At 67.4% G+C, this 13,674-nt stretch carries 10 protein-coding genes; 8 read left to right on the top strand and 2 right to left on the bottom strand.

Annotated elements, in window-relative coordinates; genetic code table 11:
• Positions 1-3: 3 nt before the first annotated feature.
• Positions 4-1,278 carry a helix-turn-helix domain-containing protein gene (locus MJQ72_RS20655; RefSeq protein ID WP_396426971.1) on the bottom strand — a complete coding sequence of 425 codons (1,275 nt, stop codon included), beginning with the start codon at positions 1,276-1,278 and terminating at the stop codon, positions 4-6.
• 273 nt (positions 1,279-1,551) lie between these two features.
• Here MJQ72_RS20655 and MJQ72_RS44660 point away from each other — a divergent pair, with 273 nt between their 5' ends.
• The 7 genes from MJQ72_RS44660 (at position 1,552) to MJQ72_RS20625 (ending at position 9,552) form a co-directional block, all read left to right on the top strand.
• Positions 1,552-1,677 carry a hypothetical protein gene (locus MJQ72_RS44660; protein ID WP_256464208.1) on the top strand — a complete coding sequence of 42 codons (126 nt, stop codon included), beginning with the start codon at positions 1,552-1,554 and terminating at the stop codon, positions 1,675-1,677.
• A gap of 74 nt (positions 1,678-1,751) precedes the next feature.
• Positions 1,752-3,302, top strand: a complete 1,551-nt coding sequence (locus MJQ72_RS20650; RefSeq protein WP_240601009.1) for an asparagine synthase-related protein — start codon at positions 1,752-1,754, stop codon at positions 3,300-3,302.
• Positions 3,299-4,033 (top strand): trans-aconitate 2-methyltransferase, encoded by a 735-nt coding sequence (locus MJQ72_RS20645; protein ID WP_240601008.1) that lies wholly within the window; start codon positions 3,299-3,301, stop codon positions 4,031-4,033. The genes MJQ72_RS20650 and MJQ72_RS20645 overlap by 4 nt, the downstream gene beginning before the upstream one ends.
• Positions 4,034-4,235: 202 nt before the next feature.
• Positions 4,236-4,790: a hypothetical protein gene (locus tag MJQ72_RS20640; RefSeq protein WP_240601007.1), complete on the top strand. Its 555-nt coding sequence runs from the start codon at positions 4,236-4,238 to the stop codon at positions 4,788-4,790.
• The gene (locus MJQ72_RS20635; RefSeq protein WP_240601006.1) at positions 4,732-4,935 is read left to right on the top strand and encodes a hypothetical protein; all 204 of its coding nucleotides are present in this window, start codon (positions 4,732-4,734) and stop codon (positions 4,933-4,935) included. Before MJQ72_RS20640 ends, MJQ72_RS20635 begins: the two co-directional genes overlap by 59 nt.
• Before the next feature lie 2,267 nt (positions 4,936-7,202).
• Positions 7,203-8,071 (top strand): IS5 family transposase gene (locus MJQ72_RS20630; RefSeq protein WP_240601005.1). Its coding sequence is split into 2 segments (ribosomal slippage): positions 7,203-7,574 and positions 7,577-8,071, totalling 867 coding nucleotides; the frame shifts between segments, so codons are not numbered across the junction.
• A gap of 275 nt (positions 8,072-8,346) precedes the next feature.
• Complete coding sequence (locus tag MJQ72_RS20625; RefSeq protein WP_240601004.1) at positions 8,347-9,552, top strand: IS110 family transposase; 1,206 nt, start codon at positions 8,347-8,349, stop codon at positions 9,550-9,552.
• A gap of 1,777 nt (positions 9,553-11,329) precedes the next feature.
• On the opposite strand, the gene MJQ72_RS20620 is transcribed toward MJQ72_RS20625, so the two are convergent.
• Entirely contained in the window at positions 11,330-11,947 is a 618-nt protein-coding gene (locus MJQ72_RS20620) for a TetR family transcriptional regulator (RefSeq protein WP_240601003.1), read from the bottom strand.
• Between the two features lie 82 nt (positions 11,948-12,029).
• On the opposite strand from MJQ72_RS20620, the gene MJQ72_RS20615 reads away from it, so the two are divergent.
• A complete protein-coding gene (locus tag MJQ72_RS20615) occupies positions 12,030-12,500 on the top strand; it encodes a nitroreductase/quinone reductase family protein (protein ID WP_240601002.1) in 471 nt (156 codons plus the stop codon).
• Positions 12,501-13,674 lie beyond the last annotated feature (1,174 nt).

Here is a 13,674-nt window from a genome sequence, read left to right as displayed (position 1 = left end):
CCACTATGCGGCATGGCCACTGACGAGGTCGGTGATCTCGGCATCGAGTCCTTGGATGTTCTGGTCGGCGAGCATGGGGGCCAGGTGTGGCTGGAGGTCACGCAGTTTGCGAGCGACCACTCCGGATCCGGTCCTCCGTGCGGTGGCGACGACGGCCTCGGCGTAGGTGATGACCTGGTCGGGGTCGGCGCGGTGGACGCCGATCATGGCCAGGTCGGTCAGGACGCCGGCTTTGCGCCGACCAGTGAGGGCGCCGTTCAGAGCATCGGTCAGGGCCGCTTCGGCCAGATCGAGCCGGCCGAGTGTCACGAAGCAGGTACCGCGTTCCTCCGCCAGACGCGAGCCGTCGAAGCGGAGCCAGCCGCCGTTGTGCACCTGTCCGGTCAGATGCTGGACCTCGGCCGCATGGTCGAGCGAGCGCTGGCACGCGTCAAGATCACCGAGTCCCGCGAAGGTTTCCGCCTGGACGGCGGCGACCCAGTGCCGGGTCGAAAGCCCGGTGTCACCCCGGGACGCGAGAGCGGCGGCGAGGTCGAGCAGCGGGGCGGCGTCGGAGAACTGGCGTTCGTAGACGGCGATGAACGCATGCCGGGTCAGCGCACAGGCCCACAAGTCCGGCGCCCCGGCTTCCTTGCTCGCGGCCGCGGCCAGGCTGTAGCAGTGCGCCGCGTCGGTGTAGCGATCACCATCGAAATAGATCTCGCCGGCCAGCTGGAACAGATCAGCGGCCAGCCGGCACAGTCGTTGCCGGGTCGCCGGTGTCTGAGACTGGCGAAGGGCGTCTGTGAGCACGTCGAGCTGAGTCCGAACCAGCGGCAGAACCTGGCTCTTGGCCGGCGCCATCCCGTACACCCGCCACAAATCACTGGTGAAGACGGCGAATTCCTCCACGTCAAGTACACCACTGCGCGCCGCAGCGGCAGCCTGACCGGCATCCGTGACCGCGGGCAGCGCCAGCAGTGCCCCTGTCGCGCTGAACAGGCGCAGCAGGTCGCGACGGTTCATGTCGTCGGCCTCCGCAAGATCGTGTGGGACTACGGCAGCGGTCGCGGGGCACCGCTTCGGAGCCGGCGCCCGCTCGAGCAACGTACCGAGTTCGTGCAGGGTGACGCCGAGCGCCTTCGCGATCCGAGCCTTGTAGCCCGGCTGCGGGGTCACCTCGCCTCGTTCCCAGCGGCTCACAGTGGAGGCCTCGACCTTCAGCTCGGCCGCGAGGGATTCCTGTGTGTAGCCCATCGCCTTCCGCCGTGCGGCGAAAGCGACTCGCCGGCCGCCCATCGACACCACCCGCCCCGTTGGTCACCGATCACGATAACCACCGCTTCGGCAAGGCTGATCACCCCTCAGCCAGCTGCACCCGTTCGGACTACCACCACGACTGAAGCATTCACGCAGGTCAGAGGCCATATGCCTGATTGATGTCCAGTCGATGCCGGGTTCTTGCTCTGGCTGCCGCGGCCCGGCGAGCCGTTGACTGAGCTCGCAACAGCCAACTGTCCGTTCCGACATGGGAATGCCGCCACGGGCACGAACCGACAAGGAGAAGACGAGATGGACGTGGACACGATGTTCACCGGAGAACTGGTACTCGGTGTGCCCTCGATGGAGGGTCTCTACGCCCCGAAGATGCCCGGTGACGCCGACGGCGGCGACAAGGGCGACCACTGCGCCAGCTGACCGACCACACCCCTCACCCGCGGCTCGGGCAGCGTGCACTGCCCGAGCCGCACCGCGGAAGGGACCACTTCGCCATGCTCTCGTTTCACCTGACACTGAACACCAGCACCGACGCGACGTGGCACTGGGACACCGATCGCTGGCGGCGCGGAGAAAGCTGGATACAACCGGTCGCCCATCCGGCGCTGCGTCACGACATCGACGACCGCCCAGGTGCCACCACCGTCCTGGTCCGTGACGCCGCAAGCCCCCTGTCCTTGTCGGGGACGACGCAGTACACCGATGTCGATGCGGGCATGACGGGAGACGCACTGCTGCTCCGCATACAACCAGGGCGCATCACCCTTACGGCCGGAATCGGCGGAACCGTTCCGCTCTACCTGGCCGTCGACGGAGACACCCTGCACGGCACCTGGGATCTCCCAGCGCTCCGCCGGCTCACACGTCGGTCCGGCCTGCTCGATCGCGCCGTGGTACGTGCCCTGACCAGGCGGCACCGCTACAGCAGCGACACCCTGTTCACCGACACGACGATGCTGACCGAACGAGCGACCGCGACCTTCACCGCATCCGGCCTGAAGGTCGCATACCCGGCCCCAGCCAGCCACATCACTCAAGCACGGCACCTACGCTCCGGGGTGGACGCCACTGCCGCACTCACGCATCTGCTCACCGACGCGGTGCGCCCCTGGCAGGACCGCAACGCCACGCTGGGCCTCGAACTGTCCGGCGGCCTGGACTCCGCCACCATCGCGGTCGCCGCCCGCACGGCTTCACCGGCTCCGCTGCGCACCTTCGGCCTCATCGTCGACGGAGCCCTCGGCGCAGAGCAGCACCGCCGCCGTGTGACGATCGCCAGACAGGTCGGCGCGATGGACTACATCCTCGCAGCACACGACCACGCACCGTTCTGCGAGAACGGCATCCGTGCCAGCGGCACAGCACACGATCCGCGCGGCGAGTTCTACCGCGAGGCGTTCGAAGCCCTTGCCGACCAAGCCGCCCGCAGCGGCGTGGAGATCATGCTGACCGGTAACGGCGGCGACGAGATCATGGCACCCCGAGTCGACGAACTGCCGCCACCGCCTCCCCAACCCCTGACGGATATCCCCTGGCTCGGGCCCCGCGCCCGGGATGCTGTCGCCCACCTCGATGACAACCTCGCACCCTCCGCCGTGCTGCCGACACCGACCCTCATGGGGTTCGCCATCCACCACCCCGCCTACCTCAGGTCCGGAATCTGGCCAGTCGCCCCGTTCACCCACCGACCCCTGATCCGGTTCGCCGAGCAACTCCCCCTTGCGCTCCGTCGACACAAGAAGCTCTACCGCGACTTCCTCGCCCACGCTGGCCTGCCGCCCCTGGTCACCCACCCGCGGCGAACCGAGCACTTCCGGGACCTGATGCAACACGGCCTGCGGCACAACGGACTCCGGCTCGCCGAACGCCTGCTCGCCGACGGGATGCTCCTCGTCGACCAAGGCTTCATCGACCCCGACGCACTCCGACGAACCGTGCAGCACGCCCACCAGAGCGCTACCGTGCCGTCCGTGCTGTGCGACACCCTCGTCCTCGAAGTCGGCCTCCGATCCTTGCAGGCCCCGACCAACACGCTGGTCGTATGAACCTGGCCGCCCACAACACCGCCTACCGGCGCCCCGACCTCTACGACGCCCTCACCCGCGACAGCACCACCGCCACGACCTGCCAGCATCTCATCGACCAGCACGGCACCGCTCCCTCTGCAAGCATTCTGGATCTCGGCTGCGGCACTGCCCGCGACCTCGCCCAGCTTGCCACCAGCCACCACTGCGTAGGCGTCGACCTTCAACCCGCGCTCATCGACCACGCACGACAGCGGTACCCCGACCTCGAACTCCACGTCGGAGACATTCGCACCGTGCGACTGAACCGCACGTTCGACGTCATCACCTGCCTCGGCAACACCCTCGCCTACCTGCACCGCAACAACGACATCCAGGCCGCGTTCACCACCTTCGCCGCCCACGCCCACCCAGGCACCCTGCTGATCATCGTCACCCAAATCGCCCCCACCACCACGACCACGCCAACCCGCAGCCGCGTCGACGCGGCAGGACTCCACGCCGACGTCACCACCGAACACAGCTGGGACGCCCGCACCCAGATCTCCACCGTCCACCGCACCTGGCAGCTCGACAACGGCACCACCGAACACGACCTTCTCCACCGCCGTGTGTTGTTCCCCCGCGAACTCGAGCTCTACGCCACCCTCGCCGGATTCACACCGCAGGCACTGTTCACCAACGCGCAGGACCGCACCGGGCCACTGACCGGCTCTACCGCGCACTTTGTTGCTAAGTATGATCCGGCCTAGCGCGCGATGAGAATCGCCAGAAGCCGCGCGGGTTCCGCTGGCTCGGCTCGAATTCCTTCAGGCCTGCGTGATCTCGCGGCGGTTCGCAGTGTGATTGCGGGCCAGCGCTCGCGCGCCCAGATCGCGTCGACGGCGCCCGGCTGCGGGAGCTCGCCGACGAGGCCGATCCGCTGTATGTGATCGCCAACGCTTACGACCTGGCGTGGACGCCGGCCGCAGTCACACCGAGCACACGTTTCTTCTGTCCACATCGGACACCGTCGTCGACGCCTACCACGACGAGACCCCGTGGGGTCCGTGCCGTCCCGGCGTCTGGCGGCTCTCCTCCGCCGAACTGGACGCCCTGCCGGCCACGGCCACCGCGCTGTGGTTCACCATCGAGCCGGTCGCCGAACCGCCGGACGTGCTCACCGCCAACGCGCGGGCGATGACCGGTGCCGTCCCGGCGCTCGACATCTGGTTGCTCGGCCGCTCCCGGCTGCTGTACGCCGCCAGGCACGACCGGCCGACCCCCGAGGTCGACGCGCACGTCCAAGCCTGGCTGACGCTCGCCTCGAAACGCTATGTCGCCGCTCGCCGGTCCCTGACGGCGCACCGACCGCGGCCGTGCTGGCGGACCTCGGCCGCCTGCTCCACGAGGACGTCGCCATCGCCACCCGGCTCGCCGCCGGGCGGCGGTGCTCGCCGCGATCCAGGAGGTGCTGCGGATCGACGAGTCCACCGTCCGTGCCGCCACCGCCTTGCGCGGCCTGCCTAACTACAACTCCTTCGGGTTGGTCGAGATCATCGAGCGGGCCGAGGCGCGGCTAGAGGTGGTGCTCGGCGATGAGGATCTGACTCCGGAAGCGTTGCGGTACATCGACTCGCTGTGCGCGACCTTCGCCCGCCGAATGGCTGAGTGAAGGTCGGCACACGTGACGGAGTGGGCGACACACGTGATCAGACGGACGACACGCGGCGGAAGCCGACCGTCGCCGGGTGGCGTCCATCCAGTCACGTGTGTCGTCCGCCTGATCTACACCGTCTCGGCGGCGCTCAAAATCGAACTCCTGGCCACCGTGGCCGCAGCTCTCGGCACGCTCTTCGGGGCTGCCTACGCACTCCGCGGCTGGTCGGACATCATCGGCGAACGCCGGCGAGTTGCGGAGGACCAGCTCGAATGCGAGCGTGTGCATAAGACATGCGAGCGCGAATCCTAACTATCACTTCACGAAAGCCCTCGCCCCCTGTGTGGAACAACGTTTGCCAGGCTCCGAGTTCGGCATGAACTCAGGAGCCGACTTGCCATGCGCCGCGATGATCAAGGTGGACGGCGGCTACCGCCCTCGCCGGGGACCGACCCGCTCACGCGACGAGGACAGGGTGTGCCTCTGCGGGTGACCTGCTCGTCGCTGGGACCAGCTCCGCCTGCGCAGGAACGACGCCGCCTGCGCGGTTAGGACGGATCAGGAACGCAGGCCAGCCCCGCCTCCAGCGGCGACCGGAGGGCACAGACTGCAGGCCCTGAGCACATTCGGGCGGTCCGCGCCGGGACGACCAGCCCTCAGATGACGACCTCATCGATTCGACGCCCACACACCAGAGCGAGAACGTGCTAAGTCGGCGCCCCGAGGTCCGCCCCAACCTCGTGATCAACATGGTGGCTATCCCGCGCGCGAATGCGACTGATCCACAGGCGGCGAAGTGTTCGGATCCGCGCTGCGGTCACCCAGCGTGAGCGGGGCTGGTCCCTCACCGCTGAAGCTCGCCATGTTCGATATGCTGTCGTCCTCGCGCCGGGGTTGGTCCGCAGGCCACCGTCACCTCAGTCCCCACGTGGTGTCGTCCCCGCCCAGGCGTGATCCCGGGTACGGCAACATCGTCGCGTCCACCAACAACGCATCTCCGTGCAGGCGGGGTTAGTTCCGACATCACCGACTTCGAATTTGCAACGCCTCGATCGTCCCCGCGAAACTGGGGTTGGCCCAGGCACCTGGGGTTGGGTCATCGCCTACGCTCACCTGTCCCACACGCCGGGCCTGTTTGCCTGGCCGGGTGAAGCGCGCGACCACTTCCCTTGTTGTCCTTGTGCAAGCGAGGATGGTCCAGCTGTCGGTGCGGCCGCAATGAGCACGCTTCAGTCGTCCCCGCGCAAGCAGGATTGGTCCCTCGGTGATGCGCCAGACGACGCGCAGCTGGACGTCCCCGCGCAGCCGGGGCTGGTCCGTCGGTGGGATTGTGAACGAGCGCGACTGGATGCGCTCCCTGCGCGATCGGGGTTGGCTCCACCTGGTTGATCGCGCCGCCCAACTGCGGCAGATCGTTCCTGCGCGAGCAGGGTTGAGCCGTTTTGGCACATCGACAACGACATCCACATCCAGCCGTCCCCACGCGAGCGGGCTGACCCTCAGAGCAATTGCGTGCGGGGCATCGTCCCCGCGCAGGTGGGGTTGGTCCGAGCACGTCATCGCCGTCCTGGAGACCGGGCATTGGCCGAGCGTCTGGGCCTGGCCGCTCAACCTCAGCGGGCAGAACGCCCGGCACAAACGGCGCCGGCAACTCGCCAACTTACGAAACGTCGACATCCCGCCGACCGCTCGCGAAGCAACCCGCGAACGCCTTGTCCGGGCGTGGCTGTCGCTCCGCGCGAACGGGTTGGTCCCCACGAGCTCGACCACTCTCGGCTGGTCGTCTCGTCCCCGTGCGGGGCGGTTTTGAGCCAGGCATAACTACCATGGACAAGCTGACCGAGCAGTCGTCTCCGCGCGAACGGGGCTGGTTCGGACGAGTTCTTGGGCATCGAAGCTGAGCCCCCGTCCTCCCCGCGCCAGCGGGGCTGGTCCCATCCACGGCGGGCACGGTGGCTTCGCGCCTTCGTCGTCCCGCGCAGGCGGGGTTGGTCCTACCGGTTCCACGCTCTTGATCGCGGTCAGCATGCCGTCCCTCGCGAAGGCGGGGCTGATCCGAACATGATGTTCTCCGCCGGCTCGCCGACCCAGCCCGTCCCCGCGCAGGCAGGTCTGGTTCTCACCCAGCATCGCCTGCGGCGGCACCGATCCCGCCGTGCCACACAGGCGGGCTGATCCCGTCGGCGCAGCTCCTGGTGAGGCACTTGTTTGGCTGTCCCCACGCGAGCGGGCTAGGGCGTGTCCTGTAAGTGATCTAGCTGGGGTTCGGTTGGATTGCGGGTGTGGTTGGTCGTGGTGAGTTGACGGATAAGGCCTGGGTGGTGATCGAGCCGTTGCTGCCACCGCGGCAAGGTGGTGGTCGGCGGTGGCGGGATCATCGCCAGGTCATCAACGCGATCCTGTGGAAGTTGCGCACCGGTGCGCCCTGGCGTGACCTGCCTGATCGTTACGGGCCCTGGAAGACGGCGCATGAACGGCTGCGGTTGTGGACCAAAGACGGCACCTGGGACCGGATTCTCGACCGGGTGATCGTCAAAGACGACGCCGTCGGCGACCTCGAGTGGATCGTTTCCGTCGATTCGAGTGTGGTCCGGGCGCACCAGCATGCTGCCGGTGCCCGGAAAAAGGGGGATGCAGCGACGGAATCGAAGCCCTTGCCCTCGATGGGGAAGGGCTCGGGCGGTCCCGTGGCGGGGTGAGCACCAAGATCCACTTGGTTGTGGACGGGCGGGGCCTGCCGATGCGGTTCCTGCTCACCCCAGGCCAGGCTGGGGACAACCCGCAGCTGGTTCCGCTGCTGGACGGCATCACCGTCGCCCGGATCGGTCCCGGCCGGCCACGCTGCCGACCGGAGACGGTGATCGCGGACAAGGCGTATTCGCATCCGTCAACCCGCCGGGCGATGCGAGACCGGCGGATCAGGTTCGTCAGTCCGGAACGGGATGACCAGATCGCCCGCCGCGCAGCCAAAGGCCGCAGCGGCGGGCGACCACCAGCGTTCGACGCCGAGGTCTATAAGCAGCGCAACGTGGTCGAACGGTGCTTCAACCGGCTCAAACAGTTCCGCGACCTGGCCACCCGCTACGCCAAACGCGCCGCCTACTACCAGGCCGAACTCACCATCGCCGCGATCGTGCTCTGGCTCCAATGACTTACAGGACACGCCCTAGTCCCCCGCGCAGGTAAGCGGCCATCTCGGCCGTCTCGGTTCTCCCATTCAAGCGGGGCTGGTCCCGTGGCCGTCATCACCGCAACCCTGGCCCTGACGTCGTTCGCGCAAGTGGGACTGGTCCTTTGCCGACCAGTTAGCCGAGACAAGGCGCACCACCTGACCAGGGATTGTGATCCGACGTGACGGCAACCAGACTGAAGGAAATTCGCCAGTATGATCTTCAAACAACCCGGTCAAGACGGAAGATACCTTCGATGACCAGCGAATACGCCGTGTTCCTTGGCTTGGACGTCGGCAAGGGCGAACATCACGCGGTCGGCCTGGATCCGGCCGGGAAGCGGTTGCACGACGCGCCGTTGCCTAACACCGAGCCCAAGCTGCGGGCGATGTTCGACAAACTCGCCGCTCACGGTCCGGTTCTGGTGGTCGTGGATCAGCCGGCCACGATCGGCGCGCTGCCAGTCGCCGTCGCCCGCGCTTGCGGACATGACGTGGCCTACCTGCCGGGGCTGGCGATGCGCCGCATCGCTGATCTCTACCCGGGCAACGCCAAGACCGACGCCCGCGACGCCTACGTCATCGCCGACGCCGCCCGCACCCTGCCGCACACGCTGCGCCAGCTCAACGTCGACGACGAAGCCCTGGCCGAGCTGGACGTGCTCGTCGGGTTCGACGACGACCTGGCCGCCGAAGCCACCCGGGTCAGCAACCGCATCCGCGGCCTGCTCACCGGCATCCACCCCGCCCTCGAACGCGTCCTCGGCCCCAAAATCAGCCATCCCGCCGTGCTGGAAATCCTGTCCCGCTGCGGCGGACCCATCGGGATCCGCAAAGCCGGGCGCCGCAAACTCGCAGCGATCGCCACCACACACGCCCCGCGCATGGGCGCGAAACTGGTCGAGAACATCCTCGCCGCACTGCACGAGCAAACCGTCACCGTCGCGGGCACCGCCGCCGCGGACAAGATCCTGCCCCGACTCGCCGACAACTTGAAAACCGTTCTGCAGCAACGGAAAACCGTTGCCAGCGAGGTCGAGGAGATCCTTGATGCGCACCCTCTTGCCCAGGTCCTGACATCGATGCCCGGCATCGGCGTCAGGACCGCCGCCCGCATCCTCCTCGAAATCGGCGACGCGTCGGGCTTCAAGTCCTCCGGACACCTCGCCGCCTACGCCGGCATCGCCCCGGTCACACACCGCTCCGGCACCTCGATCAAGGGCGAACACCCCGCCAGAACCGGCAACCGCAGACTCAAACGCGCCTTCTTCCTCGCCGCCTTCGCAGCCCTGTCCGACCCCACCAGCCGGACCTACTACGACCGGAAGAGGGCCGAAGGCAAGAAGCACAACGCCGCGCTGATCTGCCTCGCCCGCCGCCGCTGCGACGTCCTGTTCGCCATGCTCCGCAGCCGCACCTACTACCAGCACCCCGAACCGACCAACACCCCCGCTGCGGCTTGACAACAACATAGGGACACCCCCCCCCCCGCAGGCGGTGCTGGGTCCGTCCGGGTTGCCCGTCGACGGTGTTCCTAGGCCGCCGTTCCCGCACAGGCGGGGTTCGCGGTCCTGGAACCCTGCACCCACATCTACCCCGAAATTCTCACCGCGCGAGCAGGGCTGGTCCCAAGCCGATCGTCGGCCCGCTCAACGACCACGAGTCGTCCCCGCACAAGCGGGGCTGGTCCGTTTTGGGTGAGCGGCTCGGCGGTCATCGCTACGTCTTCCCCGCGCATGCGGGGGTGGTCCCATCTGGTTGATCAGCTGCCCATATCGACCGCCAATCTTCGAGGGGCAGGCGGGGCTTGGTCCCGACCTCGCCACCAAGACACTTGGGTGTTGCAGTTCTCCCCGCGCGAGCGGGGCTGATCCCCACGGCATTGAGGTCCTGGACATCGGGGCGGCGGCCGTCGTCCTCGCGCGCGAGGTTGATCCCTCGCGTTCGGGGCACCAAGCAACCAGGCAGCCCTGCCAGCGACAACAATGTCCTCCCAGCACGAGCGGAAGCTTGTCCCTCCAGGCCGTCGGCCACTCCGGCGTCAGTGAGGTCCTCTCCGCGTGCACGGGGCTGGTCCGTCGGTCAGCGTGAACCGGACCGGGTTCGTCTGGTCCTCCCAGCGCGAGCGGGCTAGTCCAGTCATTACCGATCGGCGCCTCCGTCGCCCCAGCCCCTCGCAAGCGGGGTTGTTCCCTGCGGTTAACGTCGACCGGGGAACTATGCTCGCCGTCTCCGCCCAGGCGGGCTGGTCCCACGTAGATGGCGATGGACAGGATCGACAGATCTTCCCCGCGTAGGCGGGGCTGGCCCCATCGTCGCCGAGGGCGCGACCAACGAGGTGCAGTCGTCCCCGCGCGAGCGGGGCTGGTCCCGGCACATAGCGCTCGCCGACGAGCTGGGCGACGTCGTCCCCGCGCAAGCAAGGGTGGTCCCGGATCGCCGATCATCTCGACCGTAAGGATCCCTTCGTCCCTACGCGAGCAGGGCTGACCCGTCGCTTGGGACCTCTTTCTGAACGACGTCGCGTTCTCCCCGCGCGAGCGAGGCTGGTCCTAAGTTCGCGTTCCGCTCACCAGCATGCTGGCTGTTGTCTCCGCGGAGGTGGGGCTGATCCCGACACCATCACCAGCTCAAACGCACCGCCGATTTCGTCCCCGCGCAAGCGGGGTTGGTCCTCCTGGACATCCACCCGTTCCTCGATCGCGTCGTCATCCCCGCGCAGGTGGGGGTTGGTCCCGTGGTGAGCGTGTCGGGCGTGACGGACCCGTCGTCGTCCCCGCCCGACCTCGGGCGCATTATGTGACGCATGTCGTCCCGGCACGAGCAGGGCTGGTCTTGTCGCTTGGCTCTCAGCCCGTTGCGGGCTGGTGTCACCCCCGCCCAAGCCGGGCTTGGTTTTGTCGGTTGGGTGCGACCGCGTTTCTCCGCGACTACCGACCGCACCCGATCCCCGTGAGCTCGCGACGCCAGCACACTCCGCCCTTCCTCGATCCCCACTGCCACCGTTGGCAGGAGCGAAGTCGCAGATCCAAATGGTGCAGTGTGCCACCCTGTTGCGGCATCACCACGTTGCCACTCGGTGCCACCAACGGCAGGTGGTCCACCGAGAGAACGTGTTCCAGTTCTGCCGTGCGAACCGATCATGGCGTTGGCGACCGAATGTCCTGCAATGTCGATGAGCGGACGATGCTGGACGGAGCTGGAACTGAGCGGCTGGCGACAGCGTGGTGCCGCCGCTGACTAGTGACCGGTTGCCGTCGGCCCCGCGGGGTAGTCGAGCCCGGTGGACAGCAGGTCGAACGCTTGCCTGGTCAGCTCGGATTCCGGTGCTTGTTGGCCGGCAGCTCGCCAAGCGACGACTGCCGTCTGTACCGCGCAAAGCGCTACCGAGGCCACCAGGTAGGGCCGGGGATCCGCGGCTGGGTCGACTCCCATTCGGCCGCCGATCAGGCGTGCCGCCTCGTCGAACCGGGCGGTCGCCCGGTCGATACGCGCGGCCGTCAGCGCGGGGTTGACCGAGATCACGTTCTGCAGGCGGTGGAAGCGGGTGTCGGTCTCGTAGGTCCGCATGATTTCGACCGCGGCCGTCCGCATCGCGGTCAGCACCGGCAGGTGAGCCGGTTGCGCGGCGAACGCCTTGAGTACCACCGTGATCTGTTCGTCCGCGAGTGCCAGAGCGACGTCCTCCTTCGAGGCGAAGTACCGGAAGAACGTTCGCGATGAGACTTCGACCGATTCGGCGATCTGGTCGATGGTCGTGGCCTCGAAGCCGTTGGTGCAGAACAGCGCCTGGGCCGCGTCGATCAGCGCCTCCCGCGTCCGCTGCTTCTTTCGTTCCCGCAGGCCAAGCTTCTCCATGCCGGCCAGCATACGGCAATCGCGTCATCGGCAAGCATTTGTCAGTTGACGACAGTTGGCACTGTGTGACACGATTTCGATCATGTCAAAGCCTCCCCCGCCGACGTCTCGTTACTGGAAGCTGCAGCGACAGCTGGCCCGGCTCAACACGTTCCTGTTCCACAAAACCGGCGGCAAAGTGGGTGGCACGTTCTTCGGCGCCGCCCCCGTGCTGCTGCTCCACCATGTCGGCCGCAAGTCCGGCGAGGCCCGGATCAGCCCCTTGATCTACCTCGACGACTCACCACGACTGATCGTCGTCGCATCGAAAGGCGGCGTGGACGCACATCCGGCGTGGTTCCACAATCTGATAGGGATGGCGACCACCGAGGTGGAGCTGCCCGGCGGCGAACGTCGGCGAGTCCGTCCGCGTGTCGCCGAGGGCGCGGAGCGGGCCCGCTTGTGGGAACGAGCGGTGGCGATCTACAAGCCTTACGCGACCTATGCGACCTACACCGAGCGGACGATTCCTGTAGTGATACTCGAACCTGCCGAGGCCACACCGACCGAATAGGCACGCCAACCGACAGCGCGACAACCTGTTCCATTTCTACGCCACTGTCGGTGATCCCACCACTGGCGACGCGGTGGTCCTCGCAAAAGGGGCAAGCGACAGGTGGGGCGCCCAGCGCGAATCTGAGGACGAACGACCTGGAGAGTGTGCGCCGAGTAGCGGCCAGACTTGATCGCGAGGAACCCCTGGTGCGGTCGAAACTCAACGCCATTGATCATGGCAGGTGATCAACATGTGCGGTCAGAATCCACGAACAAGTGCCGGTCAGAACTCGAGGACATAGCCACGGGCTGGTCCGAAGCGGGCCGGTCCAGCGAACACCGACCCACGGTCTCTCTCTCCACAAGCGGGACTGGTCCCAGCGCCTCGGTATACACCATCGATTGCGTGATGTCGTACCCGTGCAAGAGGGCTAGCCCGAACCGAAGCGCGTGAGTGGTACTGAAAGAGGTGCCGTCCCGATGCGGCGGGACTGATCCATTCAAAGGCCCTGCCCCGGCGGGGTCGTACCCGCCCGAGCGGGGCTGGTGCCGATCCCAGCGGCTGAAGCGCGGCAAAGCCATGGTCGTGCCGCGCAGGCGGGACTGGTCCGCGATGTGCCTCCTCAACGAGAAGGGCGAGCAGGTCGAGCCAAGCAGGCGGAGCGGGTCCGAGCTCATCAGCTCAGTCGGCCCCGTAGCCGCCGTTGTCCCCGCGCAAGCGGGGCTGTTCTTTGGGCCGTCTTGGAATCCAGGTCGCTCTCAAACGGTTTCCCGCGCGAGCTTGGCTGGTTCAGCGTCGATCAGGCGGGCGACGTCGTCCACGTGTTCTCCCCACGCGAGCAGGGTTGATCCCTGCCACCAGATGTCCGCGGCTATGAGGCCGACGCCCGTCCATGCGGAACCTGGGTTCGTCCCGATTCAGGGCCCGTCTGTGCGCAGACCTTCGTCGTCCCCGAGCAAGCGGGGTGGGCCCGCCGTCAACCGCCGGCCATGCGGGTAGGGGCACTGTCCCGCAGGCGGGGCTGGTCCGCCGTTCATCGAGGCATGATGTCGCGGTGACGTCCTCCCCGCACGAACGGGGCAAGTCCCGGGCCCGTTGGCGCCCCGCCCCCGCAATGGAATCAAGCCGGACCGATGGGGCTGGCCAGACACAACCGGCCGACCGTGGCCAGCGCGCAGCGCGGCTATGCCAA

It is taken from the genome of Amycolatopsis sp. EV170708-02-1 (assembly GCF_022479115.1).
GTDB lineage: Bacteria > Actinomycetota > Actinomycetes > Mycobacteriales > Pseudonocardiaceae > Amycolatopsis.
This window is presented reverse-complemented; position numbering and strand designations above follow the sequence as displayed.